Source organism: Paenibacillus sp. FSL H7-0918 (assembly GCF_038007025.1).
Classification (GTDB): domain Bacteria; phylum Bacillota; class Bacilli; order Paenibacillales; family Paenibacillaceae; genus Paenibacillus_AQ; species Paenibacillus_AQ odorifer.
In genome coordinates this window covers 395,346-421,369 of sequence record NZ_JBBOWJ010000003.1, presented here as the reverse complement: position 1 = coordinate 421,369, position 26,024 = coordinate 395,346, and the positions used below count along the sequence as shown (strand labels likewise).

Below are 26,024 nucleotides of genomic sequence, written 5' to 3'. Positions count from 1 at the left end.
CTTGAATATTCCTTTAATTACTATACTTTTTCAAAGCATCTGCCATATCCAATCTATATTGATCTACTTTTTTTAAATTATCGATAGTTGCTACAACCATTTGGAAAAGATACTCAGATGTTCCTCCTAATTTTAGATTGTTACGTATTAAATTCATTACAATGTCCAAAACGATTGATGACGGAATGAGGACATCTGTAAGTCTAAACGTATGAGAAAAGGATTGTGACCCTAAAGGCCATGGTAAGTCAATCGAAAAAGAAACCGGCACTTTAATATCCAATTTGAAATTTTTCATATTTAAACCTTTTTCAAGTTGATTCTGGATCTCCCCAAAAATATAATCGTTAAAAATCTCAGAAAATTTTGTAAAAGTAAAGTTGGAAACGTCTCGGCAAAGATCCACGAGCTTACGAGGATTGAACTTGATTTCTTTCACTGTCATAACAACAGGAGGGATGATTGCTTCTTGAATTATAGCTTCGACTGCTCCTCTTAACCCTTTGAAAAATTCATCTTTTACTTTACCGGCACCGATTAGAGAAAAAATGTTAAACGTTAATACGTCAGCGGCTTTCTCAGCGATTTCCATTACTGGTTCAATCAGTTCTTTCATTAGTTTTTCTTGCATCAGCTTAGTTATGAAGTCGGTAATAGTATTTAATATCTTGGCTATTTCATTTAGCCAGCGTTCGATTATGGCGAGTAGTTCATCGATCAAGGCTTGAAACAACGCTGGAATCAGTTTTAGAGCGAATTGAATCATATGATCAGTTAAATGATTTATCAATATTTTGGCTATTGCTTCTATTTCAGCCATTTGAGGCATCCACATCGGATCGCTTTGCAAATGGTTGGCGAAGTCCACGGCGTTACCTTTTATTGGAGTAAATATGTTTAGAGCATTTTCAAAAAGCTGTTCTTGTGCTTCAGGTGTCAAAGGCGCTACCATTTCCGCAATAATTTTAACAGCTGCCTCCAACGGTTTCTTTAAAATATCTTGAGCTCCAAGTGGTCCAAGAACATTTGCAGCCTGACCTGCAGCTTCGCGAAGAAGACCCTCGATTTGTTCATTAACTGAAGTCTGAATTCCGTCCATGACATGAATAACGCTTCTTCCAAGCATTGTGAGTAATACGCTGGATAATGCTTCTTGCATAGTTTTTATGTCAAAATTTTGAAATCCATTAACGATCTCTGGAATCAGAACATCAGAAGTCAGTTGTATGCAGGGAATCAGGGCTTGCTCAAACAGTATCTTAATCTCTTCCTCGCCAGCCAAAGTGTTCGAGATTGCAGTTTTTCTAGCACTTATTTCCGTATCCACATAATGATCGAAAGCTTGGTTTATGGCTCCAAGTGTTGATCTAAAAGAGTTTTCCCCTGTAGTCGAAGGAAATGAGGGACTAAACAAGAACTTCATTGCATCTTGGGCAGTTCCTGAAACCGCAGGTTTCAGAATTGCTGCTATCTCCCGAACGCTATCTACATGTTGAATGGCAATCGTCAAAGGTTTATCAAGTAGAAATGAAAGAAGATCCCCCTGGTTCAAATTTGTGTCAGACGGACGGTTCAAATCTGTATTAATTGCACTTTTGACAGCGGGAGGAGGTTGGTAAGACAATTGTGCCGTAAAAGTAGGGATGGTTGCTTTGTCTGCCGCTTCCACTGCAAGGGGGAGCAACAAAGCTGATACCCACAAAGCAGAAATACTTCGGACAAATTCCTTCTTAAGCTGCTCGTTTTGAATTAATGCTGATAATGAGTCTAAACGAACAAAGATTTCATGGTTATCCGGTACTAACTGAAAAGAATTAAAACCTTTCAGGCTTTGAATGACTTCTGTGGTTTGTTCAGCTGGTAAAGAAGCAAGGCCAAGTAAACGAAGGATCTCTTCCTTAAAGAACACATTCATAGTCAAGAAGAACAACGATTGGAATTGCCCTCCAATAAATGTAAGAACGGTTTGCGCTAGTTTTTCGGTATTGCTCCCGGTACCTTCATTTAATTGTCTACTGACCTCATAGGCTGATTTCACTCCTATCCTCAGCATAGTACCGAGCATTAATGCTTGTTCCTGCTGTGTGTCAATAGCTTTATTAACAATGCCCTCAATTAAGCCGTTCCCATAACGATTGACCAGTTTTGCAGGATCGGGGAATTTAAAATTGATGCCACCTCTATAGCCACCCCCCGCAATAAATCCCATTCCCGCCTCATAGACAAATTGGAATCCAGATTCCCCTAGAGTAGCTGTCTTATGTAAATTACCAAGCATAACAAAATTGGCATACGCCATAAAACCAACCGCAAATTGGGCATACAAATAACCTTCGAGCTCTGATTCTTCTAACAATAGCTCAATCAATTCACCGGATAAACCATTTCCTGACGGTTTATTCTTCAGGATTTTCAATAACTCTTTAACGGTCATATTCATACTTAATCCAGCCGCTACCGCCGCTTTAAGAACGGCTTGAAGTCGTCCAGCTAGCCCGGCTTCGTCGAATAGATCCAGGGGCGTTTGTATCTGTACTTGGAGAAGAAGTGAAACTTCGGCACTCCCCAATATTTTTAATTCAGCCCATTTATTTAATAAATTATTGATTTGTGCCATAGCCTGTGCGCCTAACTTATAGTTCATTCCTCTTCTCAAGCTACCCTGGCCCGCAACTAAGGTCTGTCCCTGAATATTTCCCCAGTTTTGAGTTGTTGTACTTTGTTGAAAGATCTGCTGATCTTGATTCAGTGGCAATCTAACACCTCCATATTTACGTTGTTTTAGTATTAAGTAATATGGGCTATGAACTCATTTGATAACTTTTATGGAAAAATTTGCTTGGACAAAAACGAAAACTTCTCATGAAACTTTTCATCCAATAACATTATTTCTGCTTTTCTGCTGATAGCTTGGTTTCCAAACTTAACATCAATGATAAATTCATCACTCAGCATCTGCCGATACCGGGATATAATCTCTTCTTCCATCAATTCTCCCATTGACTTCGTTTCGGCCGGGATTACAGGGATTCCAGCTTGCTCTACCAAGTGAAGATTTTGTTTGATATCTGTAGCTACTTTGCTAAGAATGCTTTCACTTATTGCTGTCTCAATATCTACCATTCCTTCATTCGTATAAAAATGCTTGTTGACTGCAGCGAGTGCAGCATGTGAAACATGAAAGGCTTGAATATCTTTTTGTATTTCATAATGCATTTCAGCTGTTTCGAATATCAAAGCAAGCTCCTTAACTCTTTCGGTCGTTTGTCCATTTATTTCACCAAAATAAGTTTTGGAACCAAATTGAGCGTATAAAATATCCTCTTTAATGTCTCCACCTGCACCAGGGAAACCTGGAAGTAACCGATCACCTACGATCTCTAGCCAGGAATTATAACCAATAGTGTTGGTCAGTGTAATTATTGTTTTGCTCTGATTATTTTTGATCGCAGACAGGGCAGATTCTGCCTGATCATATCGTACAGGAACAAAGATAAAATCATAGATGTCATCATCTGCAAGCTTTTCGACCGTCTTAATGGATAGTTGCTTTATCATTCTGTTGTCGTTGTATCTCAAACCCTTCCGCTTAAGTTCATCCAGCCTTTTTCCCCGAGCCAGTAAAGTGACGTCAAACCCCGATTGTGCAAATCTAAGAGCGTATAAACTGCCAATCACACCAGCCCCAAAAATTAGAAGTCTATTTTGTTTTATGTTCACTAATATCATTCCTTCCGACTAACTAGACACTGATTGTTTAAGCAACATCTGTTTGATAAGATAATAGTATGGCAAGTTTATGCTTACAACCGTCAGTGTAAGAAAAGAGTTGCATAGACAACAAATTCCGATAATTGATGTTTTAGAAAGGGGATATTCAGATGGTACATCAAGAAGATCCGAGAGTAATACGGACTCGCCTGTTAATAAGAGAAGCTTTCAGAAATCTTTTACAGACTAAAGGATTTGATTCAATGACAATAAAAGATATCTCACAGAAAGCTACGATAAACCGGGCTACTTTTTATGCTCATTATGAAGATAAATATGCATTACTCGATGAATTTACAGAACAGTCTTTTCATCAAATGATTCCTGAACAAGTAATAAATGCACGGGAGTTTTCAGATGAAATATGTAACCAGCTGATCTTGTTGACTCATCAGTACATCGTTGATTTTTATCAGAAATGCAGAATGGATTCCAAATCCATTGCTAAGCTGGTGGATGAGAAAGTAAAAAATATGCTGCAGCAAATCATTGAAAACATATTTCTGAGAGGGGATAAATACGATATTGCAGACCGCCAACATACAAAGATCATTTCAGCAATGACAGGTTCAGCGATCTATGGCGCTGCATTTTCTTGGTTAATTGAGGGGGAGGCTGATCAGACCGATTTACTTGTGGACATTGTTCGTCCTTATGTAATGAGTGGCCTGGGACTCTTGATAAGATAGAATAGGAGCGCTTACAAGTATTACTCTCGGGACAAATCCCACGAAAATTAAAATTTAATCACTTCGCCAAGATTATTTATTTTTATTATGTTTATAGTTGATAAAATCAAGAGAAAAAGAACAAAGAAAAAACAATGATTAACTTAGCTTTGATATCCATGATTTATATGTGAAAATTTAAATAAAAAGGATCATATTGTACATATCGCACATATTTAATCAGTCATCGAATCCTTAATTGCAAATATCCACGAAAACTAACGCTTCGGACCATTCCGAAGCGTTAATTTTTGTATGCGCAAGTTATGTTTCGTCATCTAACGCATGCCTAAATCCAGAAAATAATAATTTTCAAATTAACTATTTTAAATTTTATGAAAATGATATAAGATAGTGTAACAAATGAAACGATACGTATCGTTCTATAATTACATCCTTTTAATAACTTAAATAACATCTAGGAGGTGAAATGAATATGAACGTGAAAAACAAAGGACCTCGAAGTAAAAAAGAGATTCTTACTGCAACTCTTGAAATGTTAGAATCCAACAGTTATTCATCTTTAACGATTGAGGCGATTGCAGCACAAGCTGGAGTAGGCAAAACAACCATCTATAGATGGTGGGAAAATAAAGCGCGTCTTGTACTGGACGCTTATCTAATGACCGTAGAATCAGAGTTTGAATTTGATAGTAATAAATCCATTCAGGATAACTTCAAACAACAGCTTGAAGCTTTAGCTCGTATCCTCAATAGCAAAATCGGGAAATCCACTTTAACTATAGTTACAGAGAGCGAAGAAATCGCGAAAGATTTTTACGTATTGTTTTTAATGACAAAAAGAAATGAAGCCAAACAATTACTCCAAGCAGCCATAGATAAGGGAGAATTGAAACCAACAATCAACCTGGATATAACTTTAGATCTGCTTTATGGTCCCATATACTTTCAAATTCTCATCTATAAACAAATTCCGGATGCGGATTACATAAACGATTTGTTGATCCATGTCTTGGAAGGCATCACTATTGCAAATTAATAGTAAACCGGGGGATATTTACTTTATGAATCAGACGATAGACGTTCAGAATTACAATAAGAACTATTCATTAATGACGATTATTTTATTTTGGTGTGGATTAGTTATTTTAACTAGCATGTATATTACAATTCCATTATCCGAAGTATTTTCACATGCCTTTCAGATTAGCTCGAGTGAGGCGGCTTGGATTGGGAGTTCATTTTCTCTTTGTTATGCTCTGGGCTGTCTTTTGTATGGACCTTTTTCAGACAGATATGGACGTAAAGTATTTTTAGTAGCCAGCATTATTGGGTTAACCGTAGTTACGCTTGCATTAGGATTTGTGGATAGTTTTTACGGGCTTATTATGCTCAGAGGAGTGCAAGGCCTAGTGGCTGCTGCTTTTGCACCTATTGCGCTAGTGTATGCAGGGGAGATGTTCCCGCCTCATAAAAGACTAACAGCCGTTGGATTTATAAGCTCAGGACTGTTAATGGCAGGTATAGTAGGCCAGGTTTTTAGTGGGATTGTTAACGAAGCTCTTGGCTGGCGTGCTATTTTCTTTATTTTGGGAATTGTGTATGGTATTACTTCAGTGATAGTAATGAGGTTCCTTCCTAAAGATGAAATGCTAAGACCGAAAGAAAATGTTCTGCGGAAGTTTAAACAAATGACAATTCTGCTAAAACAATCACAATTGCTTTTGGCTTTTGCGATAACCTTTATGCTTCTATTAACTTTAGTTGGCATGTACACCGTTTTGGGAAGTTATTTAAGCTCAGCTAAGTTTGGTCTTTCCTCACAGGATATCCTTTATATTCGTGCATTTGGAATCGCGGGGATGCTTTTATCACCCTTTTCCGGAAGAATTGCTCAAAAACTTGGAATGGCCGCTGTTCTAAGGGGAGGCTTAGCTTTAGCTGCAATTGGGTTGCTTGCTCTAGGTTTTAGTACGAACCTGCCACTTCTTGTCCTAATGAGCGTTGTATTTGTGGCTGGTATCGCGCTGGTAACTCCCGTTATCATCTCAATCGTCAGTCAATTAGGGGGAAATGCAAGAGGGTCTGCGATTTCATTCAATGCATTTATTCTATTCCTAGGCGCTAGCACAGGCCCGATATTAGCTTTGAAATTACTAAAAACAGAAAATTATTCGTTATCCTTTACTATATTAGGTTCTATTCTTTTATTAGGTTTTTTAATTTCTCTTTTTCTTAGATTATCGGCTAGGGTGGTTCCAGTAGTGAAAATTGAACGGGCTGCTACTTTACCCACAGAGTGATAGGAATGAATAAAGAAACGGAGATTTGCATTGTTGGTGGTGGACCTTCTGGTCTCTTTCTAGGGCTGTTGTTAGCCAAAAACGGAATTAGAGTTACCGTACTGGAAAGTCAAACAAGCTTTAATCGCAAGTTCAGAGGAGAAGTTCTTCAGCCTCGATTTGTAAGGCTCATGAAAGAGTTGAATCTGGAACAGCGTCTTGAAAAGTATGAGCATATAAAATTATTTAATGCTGAAATATGGAATAATAAGAAATATATCACTCAAATTGATTATGAAAAAGAAATGCCGGAGGCACCTTACGCAATTAAAATAAAACAATCCGTCCTGTTAACTTTTCTTTATGATCTAGCAAAGGATTTTAGTAATTTTGAGCTCATTTTTAACGCAAAGGTCACTTCAACTATTAAAAGTGCAAATCGAACAGTCGGAGTAAACGCCTTAGTAGATGGACAAATGACTGCGATCCATGCTTCTTTAGTAGTCGGAGCGGATGGACGGATGTCCACGGTTAGGAAGACAAGCGATTTTTCTTTTAAGTATAAAAAAGAAGATTTTGATTTAATCTGGTGCAAAATATCGACTAATGAGTTCAAGCTAAATCAAAAACTCCTTTTCAGATTGTCTGATTTTAGTAACTTCATAGGGCTTCCTTATTCCTCTGATTGTGTGCAGATAGGTTTTACAATGAAGAAAGACCAATGGAATTCCATAAAAAGCAAAGGCATCGAACCATTAAAGCTTGAATTCATAAAGGCCTTTCCTGAGCTTAAAGAAGACATTGAAAAGATCATTGATTTCAAATCGTTTGTTTCTATCCAATCAGAAACTTTCATGGTGGACAATTGGCATAATAAGGGTTGTATTCTAATCGGTGATTCTGCACATTGTTCCTCACCACTCGGAGCTATCGGATTGTCCTTGGCTTTTGAAACAGCGCTGGTCGCTGCTGAACTTATTGTTGCATCAAAATTAGAGCTAAATCATGAATACAAGTGTTTAGATCGTTTGCAGCCCATTCGTAATCGGGAAATTCGTTTTGTGCATTTTGCTCAACAGTTGATAATCAGCATGGCCGTTAAATCCCCTAAAGGGGTTAAAAAATTCTCGCTAGCCTGCATGAAACTGATGGGAAATAGCAGGATCGCAAGATATTTAATGCGGAGATTCTTTTTGGGGAGTCCTAAAATAATGGTTGATAATGCCTTCAAATTTTAACGCAGCCTCATTCCTAAGTAGAGTTTATTGGGAATGAGGTTATTTTAATTTGCTGAAACGCAAAGAATTTGTATAGAAAACGCTTTCTATCCATTGTAAAATACAGGTTGAGGTGTAATTACAAAACAAGGATGGAAATCCCATGCGGATCAAATTTAATATTTTTCAGAAAATGTTAGTGTTGTTGCTGATTCTGCTAACTCCGGTCGTGGCGCTGTACTATTATTCTACCTCTAAGAGCATCAACGTCATACAGGAGGAGCTTATCAAAGCCAGCCTGAACCGGATGGAGCTTTTCGTGGCACAACTGGATGCCAGCATTGAGAAGTTCGACTTAGTCTCCGCACCTATGCTCGTTGACACGAACGTGCTGGAATACCTTTACAACCTCAACATGAGCGATTATTCCCTAATGAAGACAAGGCTGCTGATCCAAGAGAAGCTGTCGCTGGCCAGCGCATCGGGCAACTGGCGCAATGACGTGACCGTCTATTTCCCGCAACGAGACGATAGTATTTCTTCTTCCCCCTCCTATGAATATGACCTTAAAGAGTTTGATAGCCGATTTTCGCTAGGGTGGAGCTACAGCGAAGATTTGGAAATTGGCTCCGGTTTTACTCGAACTTATGTCACTACGGGTTACAAACCAGCCCGTCCGGACGATCTGGATGTTGCCGTTCGCATTAACCTCTACAAGTGGAGCTTTGAAAATTTGCTTGATACCTACAAATCTGGTCACTCTGACAACCCGTTTTTTTACAAAGAAGGACATGCCATCATCGCCAGCCGATCCGCAGATGGGCCCAAGATGGACCAAATTATCGCGGAATTAGGCGACAGGATCAATAGCCGGGATTCAAGTTTTTTAATTCATTCCTTCGACGACAGGCCTTATCTGATTACCTATTATTATTCCAATATTCTTGAGTGGCATCTCGTCGATTCTGTTCCACTTAACCAGATTATCGGACCTATCAAGCAACAGAGGTTATTATTTGGAGCTTCTTCGATTATTTTGCTCCTATCCTGTATTACCGCCGCGTCTGCTTTGTACTGGAACGTACATCGACCTATCTTCCAACTTGTGCGTGCGGTGCAGCGGATTAAGGAAGGCGATTACGCGTACCGGCTACCGAAGAAATCAAACAATGAATTCACGTTCCTGATGCAGAACTTTAACGAGATGGCGACGCAGATCCAAGATCTCATCGAGAATGTCCTACAATCGCGTATCCTTGCGCGCGATGCCACGCTAAAACAGCTACAAGCACAGATCCATCCTCATTTTCTGTACAATTGTTTGGGTTTCATCATTAATATGACCAAAATGGGAAAGAATCGGGCAGTTATAGACATGGCGTATCATCTGGCCGACTATTACCGGTATACGACGCGAATGGATAATCAAGGAGTCAGCCTGGGTGAAGAACTGGCGTTCGTGCGCATTCACCTCGAGATTCTACGGCTTCGCAATGAGACACTGTCCTACAGCATCGAACTGCCTGAAGAGTTGGCGGAGCTGCGAATTCCCCGGCTTCTTATCCAACCAATCGTGGAGAATGCGATCGTGCATGGACTTGAGAACGTCGAATATCCAGGCCGGGTTGAAATTAGAGTTTACGTCAATGAAGACCAATTGCACTTGGAAGTGGAGGATAACGGAAAAGGATTAAATAAAGAACGGATGGACCAACTGCAAATGGAGCTTCATATTCCGGCCAGCGAATATGCAGGCTGCGGTCTTTGGAACGTATATCAAAGACTGCAAGGCAACTTCGGTTCAGACGCTCAAATTGAGTTTTGCCCGTCCAGACTGGGTGGTCTAAACGTGAGGCTGAATTGGAGACAGGGGATGAAAGAAGAAACGAAGGAGGAAGAGCATTGAATAGCCTGCTTGTAGTTGATGACGAGAAACATTATGCGGACAGTCTGGCAGATACGATTCCATGGGAGACACTTGGTATCTCCCGCGTTTGGAAGGCTTACAGCGCGAGCGAGGCACTTGCTCTGATAGACTCCTTCCCCATTGACATCCTTATGACGGATATCCGTATGCCACGCATGAACGGCTTGGAACTGATCGAACAGGCCAGGCTTCGTATTCCAGGGCTGAAGTGCCTGCTGCTCACAGGTTATGCGGACTTCGATTACGCCCGAAAAGCGATTGAGCTGCAAGCGCTCGATTACCTGATGAAGCCCGCGAAGGACGAGCAGCTACTTACGGCAATGGGCCGGATCATTAAGCAGCTTGAGCAGGAGCGATCAATCGAACAGGGCTTCCGTATCTACCGAGACAATAGTGCAGAACTGAAAGCAGGGTTGTTGCTCAAAGTGCTCAGCGGAAATCTGAATGGCAAGGCGCTTGCGGAGAAGTTAAAGCTGTTTGACCTCCCTCTTCCAATACCAGGTCATGTCTCGATGTGCCTTGTTCGGTTGGGTTCCCCTTTCGACGGACAAGATCTCTATTCGCAGTCACTGATCCGGTTCGCGGTAACAAACATGCTGGAAGAATTGCTGATGGACCGCTATGACTGCTGGTCGGCTGCGGATGATGAAGGAAACCTGCTCGCTCTGGTATACGACCTATCAGGAGCACCACCCGAACCGGAATGGGTGCTTGAGCGGATAGAGCGATTAAAGAAAGAAGTACAGCGTTTGCTTAAAGGTGAAATTTCTGTAGGAGAAACCGACTGTCTATTCCCGGAAGAACTGCAAGCTAGTTATATGACAGCTAAATCACGATTGGATAGTGACAGTTTTTCGGATGGGCAGGTGCCAGAGCGGAATGAAGAGGAAGCGCGTCTTATGCGCAAGCTCTATGAAACGCCTCTGCTGACACATCTTTTGGAAACGGAGCAATGGGAAGCGGCGGAAGCTAAGATCCGAGCGTTCGTGTCACCGCTTATGCATACGGGTTCACCTTACCTCATGCGCGACGTCTTTTTCTTTCTCTCCAATGCCTTCCAGTATATCGCGAATCGCAGTGGCAGGACGCTGGCCCAAATGCTCACTCCTGAGCAATCGGCTTTCGTAAAAGGAAAAGCAATGCTGCACGCATCGCAGCTGGAAAGCTGGGCGCTCGACTTACTACGCACACTTCGCGATAAGCTAGGGGAGGAGACCGAGGACCACAGCCAGGTGATCGTCCGGAAGACGCAACTCTACATCCAGAAGGAGCTGGACAAGGACTTGTCACTTACTTTGCTGGCCAAACGCGTCTTCGTACATCCTAACCATCTGTCAAAAATCTTTAAGCAGTGTACAGGCACTACCGTATCCCAATATATTTACGAGCAGCGTATGCTCAAAGCCTGCGAGATGCTCAAGCATACAAATAATAAAATCTACCATATTGGTGAAAGCATTGGCTATCCCAATACTAACTGGTTTATTCGGAAATTCCGTGACTATTATCAGGTGACGCCGCAGGAATTCAGGGATAGATACCGATCGGGAATGGAGGGAATGGGCCGGTGAAAAAACAAAAAAGAAAGGCCATCTTTCTATGGGCAGTTCTGAGCGGAGTGCTGCTAGTTTCCGGCTGTTTAAGTAGCACAGGGAAAACGGCACAAAACAGTACATCCAATGGGGAAAAGATTCCGGTATGGGACTTTAAATACGATCCGCCTATAACGATCACAACAGGAATCGTAGACGAGAATCGGCCTAACGCATTCAAGCCAGATGAGAGCCTTACTGACAACGTGCATACCCGCTGGATGGAAGATAATCTGGGAATCGTCACGAAGTTTGATTGGATTGTCAGCAAGTTCGAAGATGCAGATACCAAAATTCGGCTCGCGCTGGCTGTGAATGGCAAGCTGCCGGACACCCTTAGCGCAGAAGGAGACATCCTGAAGTATCTGCTCAAAGCCGACAAGTTGCTTCCGCTGGATGATGCCATCGAGAAGTATGCTCATCCTAAGCTAAAAGAAGCGCTGGAGAAGTACGCTTATACCATGGCAGAAGTGACCAAAGACGGCAAGATATATGGACTTCCCCGTTTTAGTGCAGGAGATGAGGGAACGGTCATGTGGATCCGTAAGGATTGGCTTGAGAAACTGTCGCTGAACCCGCCTACGACGATAAGTGAGTTGGAGAACGTGCTGAAGGCATTTTCTGAACAAGATCCTAATGGGAATGGCGAAGATGACGAAGTTGGTCTAGCGGTTCCGCTGAAGGAAGGTCCCTGGAGCTGGATGGGGCAGACAGATGCGATTGCCGGAGCTTTTTCAAGGCAGATGATTAGCACGTCTGACATCAAACTGTTCTGGAATGAAGACGAGAAGGGCAGCTTGATCTTTGGCGCCGTACACCCGGATGCTAAGAAATACCTGGAAACGATGGCGTCCTGGATGGCGAAGGGCTATATGGACAGGGATGCAGGCATGCAGGACCCGAGCCAAGCGTCCGAACTGGCGGTTAACGGAATGGCCGGTGTCATGTTCGGCCCGTTTTGGATGGGAGCCTGGCCGCTCGGCGATACAGTGAAGGTCGATCCCGAAGCGGCTTGGCAGGCTTACCCCCTTCCTGCCGGACCGGATGGGTTAAAGGGCAAGGCACAAAAGCCGTTGTACGGTATCTACACGGTGTTCAGCAAGGATTTCGCGAATATGGAAGCCTGGTTCGCTTATTATAACAAGTTGCTTGCCAAAAATTTCGGCCCGGATGACCCGTACTTCGATCCCCGATTCGCACAAGGGTTTCACGAAGGTTACGATTATGTGATCATGAACGACAAGGTCATTACTGTCAATTTCGCGACTGAAGGCGTGCCAAATGATAAGTGGCCGCTTGCGGACGGGTCTTCAATGGATATGCGCTGGATGCTCTATCCGCTGACAGGTGGCGCTCCAGCCTTGCCTTATATGAATGCGGATGCAATCAGAAAATTATCTGAAAATTCGGAAGCCATAGTGACGACGCCGATCGAACAAGCCATTAAAGGTTTAAATTCGGCTCAACTTACGGCGGCTGGGGTGGCGATTGCCGAGCAGGGACTCGAAATCCCAAACCGATACCACGGACCTTTAACGGACGGGATGGAGAAACACGGAGTGTTCCTGCAGAAACTCGCAACGGAGAGTTATCTGAGCATCATTTATGGCGAGAAGCCGCTCTCCTACTTTGATGAGTTCGTAGCCCAATTTTACAAGAATGGCGGCGACGTAATCACGAGAGAAGTAAATAATTGGTACATGGAAAACAAGCCATAATATTGTGGCTTGTTTTCTTCTATGTTCCTTTATTTCTTCTATATAACAGGATTAACTTCGTGAATTAAAATGATTTTATTAGAAAGCGTTTTCAAAAAAAGAGGTGATGGTATACGAAGTTAATCATAGAGTAACTCTCACTAACTAAGTGTAAACTTTCGAACTGATTTTTGTATGAAGCGGAGCGAAGCAGTTTATGCTCACAAAACTTTTTAGGAGGAGAGGTAATGAGGAAAAAAGTAAGCGTGTTTCTGGCATTAACTATGTTTGTGGCTATCTTTTTTTCAAATCCGATCAAGACTAATGCGGCAACCCCCGAAGCGCCTGCAGGGTGGAGAGACTTACTAGATTACCAAATATTCAGTAATATATCCGACGGCTGGGCAGGAGATAGCGGGTTTGGATTGGAGACGGAGAACAGCAAGCTGCCCATTGATACTACAGCAATGTACAATGGATTGCCTTCATTATTGTTGAATGCGAAGACGCCTACCAGTCCTTCCTGGTACAACGCTTTAATTACAGTTGCCGGCTGGAAAGCATATGACTTTACCTCTTATCATCCAAATGGATTCCTTGAGTTTAATATCAAAGGAAATGCGGGCGGAGAGTCCTTTTTACTGGGCTTCAAAGACCGGGTATTCGAAAGAGCTGCCGGCAATGAAATTACCACTACAGTAAACATTAACAACTACGTCAACATTACTACAAGTTGGACCCATGTGAAGATCCCGTTAAAGGATCTAATTCAGGTCTCCCAAGGAATTGATGTATCTTCCATAGATGCATTATCCATCAAGAATAATGGTTTTCAACCTTTAAAAGTGTGGCTTAATGACATTAGGGTTACGTCTCCCGATAAGGAGAAAGAGTACGCCCCCATCAAGGTCAATCAATTAGGGTATCCCGTAGATGGAGTAAAGCAAGCGCTTGTAACCGGTTTTGAGGATGTGCTCACGGTCGATGCAGGTACTACGTTTAACATTATTAACGCCACAAATAATTCGACAGCTTACTCCGGAACGCTTGTACTCACCAAAAATTATGATGCTATCGATAGCGGGGAGCGTATTTTTACCGCCGATTTCACAAATTTAACGATTCCGGGAAAATATTATGTTTCAGTGCAGGGTCTTCAGAATTCGCCCAAGTTCACTATCGGCGAAGCTAACGAAATCTATGAACCCTTTTTAAATGACGTAACAAGATACTTCTATTACCAGAGAACCGGGATTAATATTACCAGCCCATACACTCAAAATTATCAAAGAACAGATTTTACTCCTGACACCGCAGTGCCTTTAATGTCTAACCCTTCCATCAAAAAAGATGTTTCCAAGGGATGGTACGATGCGGGTGATAAAGGCAAGTACGTTAACGCAGGAGCCAAAGCCTTGTCGGATCTCTTCTGGGCCTATGAAATGATGCCGGAGAAATTTACAGACAATCAATTTAATATTCCTGAGAGCGGAAACGGCATTCCCGACATCCTGGATGAGGCAAGGTGGGAACTGGAATGGATGCTCAAAATGCAGGATGCTGCAACTGGCGGTTTCTATGCGCGAGTGACCTTTCAGGATGACGACAATATGGTAGACAGAGAAATTATCGATAAGGATACGGTAAGCTCGCGGACTGATATCAAAACGACCGCCGATACAGCTACCGCAGCCGGTGTATTGGCACATGCCTACTTAATTTATCAGAATATTGATCCGGCTTTTGCCCAAAGTTGTTTGGATGCGGCAATAGACGCATGGGGGTACCTGGAAGCACATCCGGAAAATATTCGGACGCCTAACACGGGCAGATGGCCTTACGATGTGACGGATGACGCTTCGAATCGTCTGTGGGCTGCAGGCTCCCTGTACCGATCGACCGGCGATGCCGAATACAATGATTATTTCCTGGCGAATTACACCGATATGGGAATATTTTTTGAGGATACCCTTGATTTCGCCAGTGGTTGGGCAAACACCTGGAATACAGGCTTCTTCAGTTATCTGAAATCTGCTAATCCGGACTCCGGAGTCTTAAGCTGGTATTCGGATAAATTCCAGCAATGGTTCAATGACAAAGTGAGCAGATATAACGATAGCCCTTGGAAAAGCATCATAAAAGATGGTAACTACTATTGGGGAATCACCATGCAGGTTGCGGACACACCGATGGAAATGATCATCGGTACGAAGTTACTGGGAACTTTTGAGAGCAACCGCGCTATCATTAATGAGATTAACAATAGTCAGTTAGACTGGATTCTTGGCCAGAACCCGGTAGGCGTATCTTTTGTATCAGGTTACGGCGATAACAGCGTGAAATATCCGTTCAGCATCATGTATAGAACAGATGGATTACCTGGTGTACCTAAGGGATATCTTGTCGGAGGACCGAATAAATACTCCAACGACATAACCGTAGGAAACCAGATATCAAGATTTGCAGCCAAAAACTATACCGATAACTTCCAAGAATGGACTACAAATGAACATACCGTTTATTGGAATTCAGGGTTGGTATTCATTGCCGCATTCGCAACCGGAAATAGCAGCAATTCGACCATTAGTCCAACGACTGCTGCCTTTGATAAGAAAACAGCAAATCAAGCTGATATTCCGGTGACTCTAACGTTGAACGGCAACACGCTCACCGACATTAAGAACGGTACGACATCTCTCGTTGTGGACACGGACTATACCGTTTCGGGCAACACGGTCACTCTACACAAGAGCTATCTCGCTCAGCAGCCAATCGGCAAGGCGAACCTCACTTTCCTGTTTAACGCCGGTTCATCTGCTACGCTATCCGTTGCTGTGAACGATTCGTCGGTTATTAACTCGACGATCAGTCCGACGACCGCTGCCTTTGACAAGCAAACCGCGAATCAGACCGACATTCCGGTGACCTTGACGCTGAACGATAACACACTCATCGGCATTAATAATGGCACGACTGCCCTAGTTGCTGATACGGACTACACCGTATCAGGCACGACAGTGACGATTCAGAAGGCATATCTGGCTGCCCAACCGCTGGGAACAACGACGCTGACGTTCAACTTTAGCGCAGGAGTAAGTGCGAATCTTGAGGTCTCCGTGGTCGATACCCCCACTGCCGAAAGTGGTTCTATCAAAGTGCAGCAGTACAATTCTCCTGTTACGGCAACGAGCAATTCGTTGAGCCCTCGGATAAAGCTGAAGAACACCGGTACCACTGCCATCAATCTGTCCGATGTGAAGCTTCATTATTATTACACGATCGATGGGGAGAAGGACCAGAATTTCTGGTGCGATTGGTCCACTGTCGGCAGTAGCAACGTAACTGGCGACTTCGTCAAGTTGCCGGCTCCTTTGACAGGAGCTGATCATTATCTGGAAATCGGCTTTACGAGCGGAGCCGGAAGTTTGGCAGCTGGAGCCAGCATTGAGCTTCAGATCCGCGTGAACAAGACCGATTGGACGAACTACACGCAGACGGGAGATTACTCCTTCGATCCGACCGATTCGACTTACACCGATTGGAGCCATACAACTGGCTATATCGCAGGCGCTCTTCAGTGGGGAACAGAACCTCAATAAGTAACGTCACAATTGACGTTACGGCTCAATAGTGAAAACCTGAACTCCCCATTACCGCCTAAACAACGGTGTGGGGAGTGTGTAAGACAGTGAAAGGAGTGCAACAACTCTATTGAAAGCTATGCCGCTTCCTACAAATAGGAAACCAATACGTACTGTACGTAATTTTTCCATCGTGAAGAATCTTCGTACTTACTGGATGTTCTACGCAATGATGCTGCCGGGAATCGTTCTGCTTGTAATAAATAACTACATCCCTTTGTTCGGGATCGTTATTGCCTTTAAAACAATCAATTACCAGGACGGAATCCTGGGAAGCCCATGGACAGGGATGAAGAATTTCGAATATTTGTTTGCCTCGAAGGATTCGTACATCATCATTCGCAACACATTGCTTTATAATTCGCTGTTTATTGTATTGAACATGGCGCTTCCTCTAGGGTTCGCCTTGATGCTTAACGAGATGAAGAACCGCTTCCTCTCGAAGCTACACCAAACGATCATGTTCCTGCCATACTTCCTGTCGATGATCGTCATCTCGTACTTAGTGTATGGGTTCATGAGCGACGAGCGAGGATACTTCAACGGCACGTTGCTGCCGGCGCTTGGTCTTGATTCCGTACGCTGGTACTTCACGAAAGAAGTGTGGCCGATCGTTTTGCCGATCATTAACACGTGGAAAAACATGGGGTACTACACGGTTGTGTACATGGCAGCAATCATTGGTATCGACGAGGAGTACTACGAAGCCGCGACAATTGATGGGGCAAACAAGTGGCAGCAGATCAAGAAAATCACGATTCCCTTGATCATGCCTGTCCTCACGATTATGACTTTGCTGCAGGTTGGCCGGATCTTCAATGCCGACTTTGGTCTATTCTTCCAAGTGCCACGTGAATCGGGGGCATTGTTCCCTGTGACAAACGTTATCGATACCTATGTCTACCGCACCTTCTTGACCGTTGGGGATATCGGACTTTCCTCAGCAGCAGGCCTGTTCCAATCAGTCGTTGGTTTCATCTTGGTTTTTGTATCTAATTGGGTCGTTCGCCGCTTTAACCGCGAGAACGCGCTGTTCTAAGAGAGGAGCCCTTATGACCAATACAATGAGTAAATCCTTATCTGGGTCCAATCCAAAGAATCAGCTGTCGGGATGGGCGTCAACCCTCATCAACATCTTCTTTGTCATCTATTCGGCGCTCTGTATCCTACCGCTTTTGCTGATTCTTTCGGTATCGTTCTCCGATGAGCAGTCCGTTATGACACACGGATATCGATTTATGCCTGAAAATTTCAATCTGGCAGCCTATCGATTCCTAATGAAAGATATCAGTCAAATCGTTCATTCCTATGGAATCTCACTAACCGTCACGGTGATAGGTACGATACTAAGTGTCATCATAATAGCTCTGTATGCGTACCCCATTTCACGGAATAATTTTCCGCAGGCTAAGTATTTTACATTTTTTGTTTTTCTAACGATGCTGATTTCCGGCGGCTTAGTCCCTTGGTACTTGGTATACGTACAGATGCTGGAATTAAAAGATACACTTTGGGCACTGATCATGCCGCTGATCATGTCCGCATTCTGGGTACTGATCATGCGCACTTTCTTTAAGGAGACCGTACCTGAAGCTGTGCTGGAGTCAGCAAAAATAGATGGGGCAGGGGAGCTACGGATATTTATCCGAATTGTATTGCCATTATCTCTGCCGGTTCTGGCAACCGTTGCACTGTTCCAAACACTGACATACTGGAACGACTGGTTCCTAAGCCTAATGTTTATTACAGACAACCACAATATATCCGTGCAGTACTTTCTTTACAAGATGATGGTCAACATCCAGTACTTATCCAGTAACCCGAACGCGATGGCTGAAATTACCCGAGCTGGCGGAATGATCAACTTTCCAAGTGAAACCGTGCGTATGGCGATGGTGGTTGTAGGTGTTGGACCTATCGTATTTGCTTACCCGTTCTTCCAGAAATACTTTATCAGAGGCCTGACAGTAGGCTCCGTTAAAGGCTAAGATTGCCGATCACTTACGTGGGCACGGAAACGGCTAAAACCAGTATATGGTTTAGCATATCATTTTATTTTATGGGGGGATTACTTGAAAATGAAGGATACGAAAAGCAAGGCTTCACTGCTTCTCACATTGATGCTTATTTCAGCATTAGCCACTACGGCTTGCGGCAATTCAAACAACTCGAACAACGCTACACCAGATAATGCCGGAAAAGAAAGCGCCGCACCGAGCTCATCAGCGAACTCAACCACCGATAACACATCCAATGAGCCCTCGAAGCTGGAGCCTTATAAAATAAAGCTGGTCTACGAAGGAGCTCCACAGGCGGACGAGGCTATCGTCGAGGAAGCGCTGAACAAGATCTTGACCGAAAAAATCAACGCGACGGTAGATATCGCACCAATCGATTGGGGAGCATGGGATGATAAGACTAACCTCATCATCGCTTCTCGAGAGCCCGTAGACATTCTATTTACAGCCTCATGGAACGGGTATGCAAAGAACGTTGCCAAAGGTGCTTACTTAGATCTCGGTCCCTTGCTCGATCAGTATGGCCAGGGCATTAAGGATAGCTTAGATCCAGCTTTTCTCGATGGCTCCAAAATCGGCGGCAAAAATTATGCAGTCCCTACGAATAAAGAATTGGCATCGTCAGGGGGCATTGTGTACCGGAAGGATATCGCTGATGAACTCGGCATTGACATGAGTAAAGTGCAAAAGATCGAAGATTTAGATGCCGTTTATAAGATCGTTAAAGAGAAGAAGCCAACCATGTATCCGCTGTATACAACGGGTGGCACGTTCGCCTCTCACTCCTTTGTGGAATTGGATTTTTTAGGTGATACGACGATACCTGGCGCTATCGATAAGAATGGCACGGAAGCGACAGTCAAACCGGCCGAAGAGTATCCACAATACTTAAATGCATTAAAAGTAACCCGTGATTTCTTCCAGAAGGGGTATCTTAACAAAGATGCGGCCACTTCCCAAACGTCATCCCTTGATGCTTATAAGACGGGCAATGTATTTTCCACTGTAGAGCCTCTTAAGCCAGGCAAAGCAGAAGAAATCGCATCCGCGACAGGACTTGATGGCAAGCTTGCACAAATTACTTTAACAGGTAAAACGGTCGCCACATCGGAGACTACCGGCGCCATGTTAGCCATCTCATCAACGTCTAAGAACCCGGAACGCGCCATGATGCTGATTAACCTGCTTCATACAGATCAAGAAATTATTAATCTGCTTAACTTCGGTATTGAAGGTACACACTTTACACTTAATGGTAATGTTATGACGCAGACGGAGAAGTCAGGACAGTACGCACCGGGCGTCGCTTGGGAGCTGGGAAATCAATTCCTGAACTATGTCTGGAGTTCGGAAGCTCCAGACAAGTGGGAGCAGTTCAAAAAGTTCAACGAAGGCGCTAAATCATCGCCGGCACTGGGCTTCACCTTTGACAGCGAGCCAGTCAAATCCGAAGTCGGAGCACTAGCAAACGTTCTAAGAGAATATCAAAAGATGCTTGAGACCGGCTCGGTTGATCTGGACAAAGAATTGCCGAAATTTATCGCCGCCCAAAAATCGGCCGGCCTAGATAAAGTCATTGCTGAAAAGCAAAAACAGCTTGATGAATTCCTTGCCAGTAGATGATATGTGTTCATAGCAAATAAAGGACCTACTCATTGTTCTGGATAAGAACAATGAGTAGGTCCTTTTGACTTTCGTTATATAATTCACAGTGTCAACTAGGCTTTAAGAGGCTTGGTCGAATTGGCTATTATAAAGCTCCGCATAAAAACCATTTTTGGCAAGTAGTTCTTCGTGGCTGCCGCTTTCCAGGATATCGCCTTCCTTCAGAACCAGAATCACATCGGCGTTCTTAATGGTTGAGAGTCTATGCGCAATAACAAAAGAGGTTCTTCCCTCCATGAGCTTATCCATTGCCTGCTGAATCAAGAGCTCTGTTCTTGTATCGACTGAGCTTGTAGCTTCATCGAGGATGAGCATTGGGGCATTTTTGAGCATCGCGCGGGCGATCGTAAGCTGTTGCTTTTGGCCCGTGGATAAATTAACTTTGTCATTTAGTATGGTATTATAACCGGCACTTAAGGTCTGAATGAAATGATGCAAGCCTACCGACTTACAAGCATCTTCAACTTCTTTATCGGTTACACCTGTTTTGTTGTACACTAGATTTTCCCTGATAGTGCCCTCAAAAAGCCAGGTGTCCTGCAAGACCATACAGAATAGATCATGGATGTTTTCTCTTGTTAAGCTGCTGATGGGGGTATCATCAATATATATTTCTCCGCCCTTTAATTCATTAAACCGTATTAGAAGATTTATCAGTGTAGTTTTACCTGCGCCGGTAGGACCGACTATAGCAATTTTTTGCCCAGGCTTAATCTCTGCAGAAAAATCTTTAATCACAAGTTTATCTGAATTTTCATAAGCAAATTGCACATGTTCAAAATCAACTTTGCCCACAGCAGTTTTAAGATGTCTTTCTTTATGACTTTCATTGTCCATTTCGTCAGCATCGAGGAACTCAAAGACACGTTTGCTTGCCGCGGAAGCCGATTGCAGACTTTGTGCGGCTTGAGCAATCTGAGAGAGCGGTTGTGTAAAGTAACGGACATACAGTATAAAGGCTACAATGACCCCAAAGGATATCGTTCCGTTCATAGCAAGTACAGCACCAACTACACAAACGGCCACAAAACCTAGATTGCCTATAAACATCATAATCGGCATCATAAGACCGGAGAGGAACTGCGCTTTAAATGCACTATCTTTAAGATTCATATTCAGGGATTCAAATGTATTGCGCATTTGCGATTCACCATTGTAGGCTTTCACTACAGTATGTCCTGTATATACTTCCTCCACATGGCCATTGATTTTCCCTAAGTATTCTTGCTGACTTTGAAAATACTTTTGGGATTTTTTCATAATTGCCGCTATGAGGCCAAAGCCAATGATAGTTGCAACAACCGCCGTAATAGTCATGATCACATTTGTTTTGAACATCATGATGATGGATCCCGTAAAGAGGGCAAGGGCAGTTACCAGTGTGCCGACGCTTTGGTTTAAAGCTTGCCCGATCGTATCCACATCGTTGGTAACCCGGGACAGGATGTCACCGGTTGTAGAATTATTATAATAAGAGATCGGAAGTTTGTTCATTTTGCGTGAGAGATCGGCTCTTAAGTTTTTGGAGACCTTTTGCGTAACTGCGGACATAATTAATCCTTGTACCAAAGATAACATAGCGCTAAGGATATAGATAAATACAAGGAAAAGGCCGATAGAAGTTACTGCTTCCATATCAATTCCGGTGACGAGGCCGGCCGTGATCAAGTCTGTCATCTCCGAAAGCTTATCCGGTCCAAGCAGAGTCAGAACCGTACCGATTGCTGCACTAATAATAGCTATAAGAACTACAGGGATATATTTTCTGCAATAGTGGAGAAGTTTGCTCCACGTGTTGAGTTGCTCTTTGCTTTTGTTCATTAAGCTAGCTCCTCCTTTGAAAGTTGTGAGTAAGCAATCTCTTGGTAGACATCACAGGTCTGCATCAATTCATCATGTGTTCCCATGCCTGCCATTCGTCCGGCTTCCAGTACAATGATTTTGTCTGCATCTTTGATTGTACCGATCCGTTGGGCAACGATTAGTATCGTTGTACCGCTGGATTTTTTCTTCAATTCACTTCGCAATTTGCGATCCGTCTTATAATCAAGCGCTGAGAAGGAATCGTCGAAGATTAATATTTCAGGACGACGGGCAATGGCTCGGGCAATGGAAAGACGTTGTTTTTGACCGCCAGACAAGTTCGTACCGCCTTGAGAGACATGAGCCTCGTAGCTTCCTTCCATCTTTTCAACAAAATCTGAAGCTTGAGAGGTGTAAATGGCATCAACAACATCAGAGGACAGATCACTGCCATTATCGCCAAAAGCAACATTAGAGCTCACCGTGCCGCCAAACAAAATCGCTTTCTGAGATACATATCCCATTTTATTGCGCAGTGCAGTTTGCTCATATTGGTTAACATTAATACCATCCACCAACACTTCACCTGCTGTAGCATCATAAAAGCGAGGAATCAGGTTCACGACGGTACTTTTTCCGCATCCGGTTGAACCGATGAAGGCTACAGTTTCTCCTTTTTTCACCGTAAAGCTGATATCTTCAATAACGTATTCTTCTGCATCCGGATATTTAAAGCTGACATTTTTGAATTCGACCTCACCCAACCGATTTGCCTTGGAGGAAGTAAGTGATCCGTTCTCTAAGCTTGGCTTAGTATCCAGCACTTCATTGATTCTTTTAGCGGATACATGGGCACGAGGCATCAGGATAAAAATCATGATCAGCATCATGAATGCCATAACCACCTGCATCGCATAGGATGAGAAGACAATCATATCTGAAAATAAGCCCATCTTCGCCGTACCATTGGCATTTTGAATCAAAATAGCACCAATCCAATATATTGCGAGACTTAAACCGCTCATAATCAGAGAAATACTTGGCATCATCATGGACAGTACATTATTGGCGAATAAATTCGTTCGGGTAAGCTCGCTGTTGGCTACGCTAAATTTATCTTCCTGGTAGCTTTCCGCATTATACGCACGAATGACACGAAGGCCGGTAAGATTCTCTCTTGCAACACGATTAAGATTATCAGTCAGTTGCTGCAATTTTTGGAATTTCGGAAGCACTAGCACGATCACTATGCCGACAATAAGAATCAATACCCCAATGGCGACACCGGTAGCAAGCGACCACTGCCAACTCTTGCCTGTAATTTTGAGCATTGCCCAAACGGCAAGGATGGGAGCCTTCACCAGCAGTTGCAGACCGATGACAATCAGCATTTGCACTTGTGTAATGTCATTTGTTGAACGGGTAATTAAACTAGCTGTAGAGAAGTTGTTGATTTCTTCCATAGAGAAAGACTGTACCTTATCAAACAATTTGGAGCGTAATCTTGAAGAGAAGTTGGCGGCAATTTTAGCGGCGATCCCTGCCACTATAATTGATGTGGCTAAGCTGCCGAGGGCACAGAGCAACATCCAGCCTCCGGCTGCAATGATTTCGCTCATTTCACTCCCTGGTATCTGTACAAGACGAGTAATCTCGCTCATATAACCGGGCAATTCCAGATCCAGCCATACCTGTGTGACAATGAATAGGATGCTGATACCGATTAGGGCCCATTCCTTCGGTTTTAAGTACTTAAGTATAGTTACCATACATCTGACTCCTTTATGTGGCGTTGCTTAAATGATAACGAAAGAAGATAAACTGAAAGTTAACTTTTCTGAAAAATAAAAAAACCCTGAAAGAACGATGAGGTTCTCCAGGGCTCGCACTACATTCCAATCGGAATCGTAACTGTAAATGTGGTTCCTTGTAATGGAATGCTTTCGCAAGAAATGGTTCCATGGTGTAGATGAATGATTTTTTTAACAATTGCTAATCCAAGTCCATTGCCTGCAGTCGAGTGGGAAGTATCCTGCTGATAAAATTTATCGAATATCTTGGGAAGAGCCTCAGGATGAATACCGCTTCCGCAGTCATGAACTAGAATCACCAGGTTATCTTCGTTTTTCTTCATCTTAACTTCAATTTCACCATGCTCAGGAGTGAATTTGATCGCGTTATCCAATAAATTTAACCAAACTTGATTTAAAAGCTCTTTATTGCCGGAGAGTTCATAATCCTGAATATTAACATTCAGCTTCAGGTGCTTCTTCTCAAATTTGGCAGCCAGTAAAAGCACAGACTGGCGAATTTGTTCCCCAACATTAAACCGCATTTTGTTTGTCAGAATCTTTTGCGTCTCAACCTGCGTCAGCTCCAGTACATTCGAAGCAAGGGAGGCAAGTCTGGTCGATTCCTCAATGACAATATCTAGATATTCATCACGTTCCTCTTTAGTAAGATCATCATTCTTTAAGACTTCAGCAAACCCTTTAATAGATACAATCGGTGTTTTGAATTCATGGGAAAAATTGTTTACAAAATCAGTTCGCAGAATTTCGATACCCCCAAGCTCTTCAGCCATACGGTTAAAGTTCTCTGATAGAATTTCAAACTCTGGCGGGCTTTTGAGCTGGAGCCGCATGGAGAAGTCACCACTGGCAAGACGCTCTGTGGCCTCTATAAATATCCGGATGGATTTTACCATTTTCCGGCTTGTGATGGCTGATATCGTGGTACCGATAATTGTACAAGCGATTAATACCATTATGGGTAGTACGAATCCATCCTGGGCAAGCTCTTCGTTCAACAAACCAAAAACCTGTGCGAGAAAGAAGAGTAGTCCTGTAATCACAACGGTAATAAGAAAGATGAAAAATATGATAAGAGAAAAATAGATGGGAAGGCTGATTCTGTTGCTGAGCTTGTTACTTATTTTGCTCACTGGCTTCGCACCGCCTTGTATCCAAGACCTCTGACGGAAACCAGTTCAAACTCTGGATAAGCGTCAAACCGTTTCCGCAAACGATTGATATGCACATTAACGGTTGTATCCGTACTTTCACTTTCCATGCCCCATATCTCGTCCATAAGCTGGATGCGCGTGAAAATCCGTTCAGGATAGGACAACAACTTATACAACAAATAGAATTCTTTTTGCGGAAGCGTTTGTTTCTCGTCCTCCCGGGTTACTGTCAATGCGTCATAATCAAGGATCACTTTACCCACTACTAATTTACGGGCACTTGCGATTTGCGAACGGCGAAGCAGCGCTTGGATTCTGAGCAGCATTTCTTCGGTATCAATGGGTTTGGTCATATAATCATCAGTTCCAATCCGGAACCCCTTTTTCTTATCTTCAGGCAGCTGTTTTGCTGTAGCCATAAGAATGGGGACCAAGCTATCGGCATCTCTTACTTCCTTGGCGAATTCATAACCATCCATATTAGGCATCATGATATCCAGAATGATTAGATCAATATGCTGTGAATCAAGGACCTCCAAAGCTTTAACTCCGTCTTCAGCAGTTACAACATCATATCCTTCGCGTTTCAGAACAGCTTCAAGAAGTCTTCTTACATGCTTATCATCTTCAACTACGAGTATGTTAATCATTACTGTTCACTCCAATAGTAGGTTTGTATCCATTATTACCTGTTAGGATTTTGTTTTAAAGGGAGCAGAATCAATATTTATCTAATCTTAAGATTTGGTTTGAAATC

Annotated in this window: 17 protein-coding genes; 11 read left to right on the top strand and 6 right to left on the bottom strand. The window is 43.0% G+C overall.

The window, feature by feature from the left end:
* Nucleotides 1-13: 13 nt before the first annotated feature.
* Both MHI15_RS21725 and MHI15_RS21720 read right to left on the bottom strand, forming a co-directional pair.
* The gene (locus tag MHI15_RS21725; protein WP_341164849.1) at nucleotides 14-2,755 is read right to left on the bottom strand and encodes a hypothetical protein; all 2,742 of its coding nucleotides are present in this window, start codon (nucleotides 2,753-2,755) and stop codon (nucleotides 14-16) included.
* A 68-nt stretch (nucleotides 2,756-2,823) separates the two neighbouring features.
* Nucleotides 2,824-3,729 (bottom strand): ketopantoate reductase family protein, encoded by a 906-nt coding sequence (locus MHI15_RS21720; RefSeq protein ID WP_341164848.1) that lies wholly within the window; start codon nucleotides 3,727-3,729, stop codon nucleotides 2,824-2,826.
* 152 nt (nucleotides 3,730-3,881) lie between these two features.
* Between MHI15_RS21720 and MHI15_RS21715 the strand changes: the two genes are divergently transcribed.
* The 11 genes from MHI15_RS21715 to MHI15_RS21665 all read left to right on the top strand — a co-directional run bounded on the left by MHI15_RS21715 (nucleotide 3,882) and on the right by MHI15_RS21665 (nucleotide 20,457).
* A complete protein-coding gene (locus tag MHI15_RS21715; protein WP_076278503.1) occupies nucleotides 3,882-4,460 on the top strand; it encodes a TetR/AcrR family transcriptional regulator in 579 nt (192 codons plus the stop codon).
* A gap of 475 nt (nucleotides 4,461-4,935) precedes the next feature.
* On the top strand, nucleotides 4,936-5,499 hold the full coding sequence (locus MHI15_RS21710) for a TetR/AcrR family transcriptional regulator (RefSeq protein WP_341164847.1): 564 nt from the start codon (nucleotides 4,936-4,938) through the stop codon (nucleotides 5,497-5,499).
* Nucleotides 5,500-5,524: 25 nt separating this feature from the next.
* Nucleotides 5,525-6,763, top strand: a complete 1,239-nt coding sequence (locus MHI15_RS21705) for an MFS transporter (protein WP_076278551.1) — start codon at nucleotides 5,525-5,527, stop codon at nucleotides 6,761-6,763.
* 5 nt (nucleotides 6,764-6,768) lie between these two features.
* Nucleotides 6,769-7,980 carry an FAD-dependent monooxygenase gene (locus MHI15_RS21700; RefSeq protein WP_341164846.1) on the top strand — a complete coding sequence of 404 codons (1,212 nt, stop codon included), beginning with the start codon at nucleotides 6,769-6,771 and terminating at the stop codon, nucleotides 7,978-7,980.
* Between the two features lie 142 nt (nucleotides 7,981-8,122).
* On the top strand, nucleotides 8,123-9,865 hold the full coding sequence (locus MHI15_RS21695; RefSeq protein WP_076303715.1) for a sensor histidine kinase: 1,743 nt from the start codon (nucleotides 8,123-8,125) through the stop codon (nucleotides 9,863-9,865).
* Nucleotides 9,862-11,457, top strand: coding sequence for a response regulator (locus MHI15_RS21690; RefSeq protein ID WP_341164845.1), 1,596 nt, complete (start codon nucleotides 9,862-9,864; stop codon nucleotides 11,455-11,457). Before MHI15_RS21695 ends, MHI15_RS21690 begins: the two co-directional genes overlap by 4 nt.
* Nucleotides 11,454-13,196, top strand: coding sequence for a hypothetical protein (locus MHI15_RS21685; protein ID WP_341164844.1), 1,743 nt, complete (start codon nucleotides 11,454-11,456; stop codon nucleotides 13,194-13,196). The genes MHI15_RS21690 and MHI15_RS21685 overlap by 4 nt, the downstream gene beginning before the upstream one ends.
* 227 nt (nucleotides 13,197-13,423) lie before the next feature.
* Nucleotides 13,424-16,774 carry a glycoside hydrolase family 9 protein gene (locus tag MHI15_RS21680; protein WP_341164843.1) on the top strand — a complete coding sequence of 1,117 codons (3,351 nt, stop codon included), beginning with the start codon at nucleotides 13,424-13,426 and terminating at the stop codon, nucleotides 16,772-16,774.
* 175 nt (nucleotides 16,775-16,949) lie between these two features.
* Nucleotides 16,950-17,855: an ABC transporter permease gene (locus MHI15_RS21675; protein ID WP_305953568.1), complete on the top strand. Its 906-nt coding sequence runs from the start codon at nucleotides 16,950-16,952 to the stop codon at nucleotides 17,853-17,855.
* A gap of 13 nt (nucleotides 17,856-17,868) precedes the next feature.
* Nucleotides 17,869-18,804 carry a carbohydrate ABC transporter permease gene (locus MHI15_RS21670; RefSeq protein ID WP_081383287.1) on the top strand — a complete coding sequence of 312 codons (936 nt, stop codon included), beginning with the start codon at nucleotides 17,869-17,871 and terminating at the stop codon, nucleotides 18,802-18,804.
* Between the two features lie 90 nt (nucleotides 18,805-18,894).
* Nucleotides 18,895-20,457, top strand: a complete 1,563-nt coding sequence (locus MHI15_RS21665; protein WP_076130604.1) for an ABC transporter substrate-binding protein — start codon at nucleotides 18,895-18,897, stop codon at nucleotides 20,455-20,457.
* A 102-nt stretch (nucleotides 20,458-20,559) separates the two neighbouring features.
* Here the strand turns inward: MHI15_RS21665 and MHI15_RS21660 are convergent, their stop codons facing one another.
* The 4 genes from MHI15_RS21660 to MHI15_RS21645 form a co-directional block, all read right to left on the bottom strand.
* Nucleotides 20,560-22,320: an ABC transporter ATP-binding protein gene (locus MHI15_RS21660; protein ID WP_076307836.1), complete on the bottom strand. Its 1,761-nt coding sequence runs from the start codon at nucleotides 22,318-22,320 to the stop codon at nucleotides 20,560-20,562.
* The gene (locus tag MHI15_RS21655) at nucleotides 22,320-24,071 is read right to left on the bottom strand and encodes an ABC transporter ATP-binding protein (protein ID WP_076130605.1); all 1,752 of its coding nucleotides are present in this window, start codon (nucleotides 24,069-24,071) and stop codon (nucleotides 22,320-22,322) included. The genes MHI15_RS21660 and MHI15_RS21655 overlap by 1 nt, the downstream gene beginning before the upstream one ends.
* 119 nt (nucleotides 24,072-24,190) lie before the next feature.
* On the bottom strand, nucleotides 24,191-25,246 hold the full coding sequence (locus tag MHI15_RS21650; protein WP_081383288.1) for a HAMP domain-containing sensor histidine kinase: 1,056 nt from the start codon (nucleotides 25,244-25,246) through the stop codon (nucleotides 24,191-24,193).
* A complete protein-coding gene (locus MHI15_RS21645) occupies nucleotides 25,243-25,917 on the bottom strand; it encodes a response regulator transcription factor (RefSeq protein ID WP_036677195.1) in 675 nt (224 codons plus the stop codon). Before MHI15_RS21645 ends, MHI15_RS21650 begins: the two co-directional genes overlap by 4 nt.
* Nucleotides 25,918-26,024: the final 107 nt, after the last annotated feature.

Coding starts and splice junctions, on each gene's coding strand:
- MHI15_RS21720 (WP_341164848.1), bottom strand. CDS start 3,729: ATGATATTAGTGAACATAAAACAAAATAGACTTCTAATTTTTGGGGCT.
- MHI15_RS21715 (WP_076278503.1), top strand. CDS start 3,882: ATGGTACATCAAGAAGATCCGAGAGTAATACGGACTCGCCTGTTAATA.
- MHI15_RS21710 (WP_341164847.1), top strand. CDS start 4,936: ATGAACGTGAAAAACAAAGGACCTCGAAGTAAAAAAGAGATTCTTACT.
- MHI15_RS21705 (WP_076278551.1), top strand. CDS start 5,525: ATGAATCAGACGATAGACGTTCAGAATTACAATAAGAACTATTCATTA.
- MHI15_RS21700 (WP_341164846.1), top strand. CDS start 6,769: ATGAATAAAGAAACGGAGATTTGCATTGTTGGTGGTGGACCTTCTGGT.
- MHI15_RS21695 (WP_076303715.1), top strand. CDS start 8,123: ATGCGGATCAAATTTAATATTTTTCAGAAAATGTTAGTGTTGTTGCTG.
- MHI15_RS21680 (WP_341164843.1), top strand. CDS start 13,424: ATGAGGAAAAAAGTAAGCGTGTTTCTGGCATTAACTATGTTTGTGGCT.
- MHI15_RS21670 (WP_081383287.1), top strand. CDS start 17,869: ATGACCAATACAATGAGTAAATCCTTATCTGGGTCCAATCCAAAGAAT.
- MHI15_RS21665 (WP_076130604.1), top strand. CDS start 18,895: ATGAAGGATACGAAAAGCAAGGCTTCACTGCTTCTCACATTGATGCTT.
- MHI15_RS21660 (WP_076307836.1), bottom strand. CDS start 22,320: ATGAACAAAAGCAAAGAGCAACTCAACACGTGGAGCAAACTTCTCCAC.
- MHI15_RS21655 (WP_076130605.1), bottom strand. CDS start 24,071: ATGGTAACTATACTTAAGTACTTAAAACCGAAGGAATGGGCCCTAATC.
- MHI15_RS21645 (WP_036677195.1), bottom strand. CDS start 25,917: ATGATTAACATACTCGTAGTTGAAGATGATAAGCATGTAAGAAGACTT.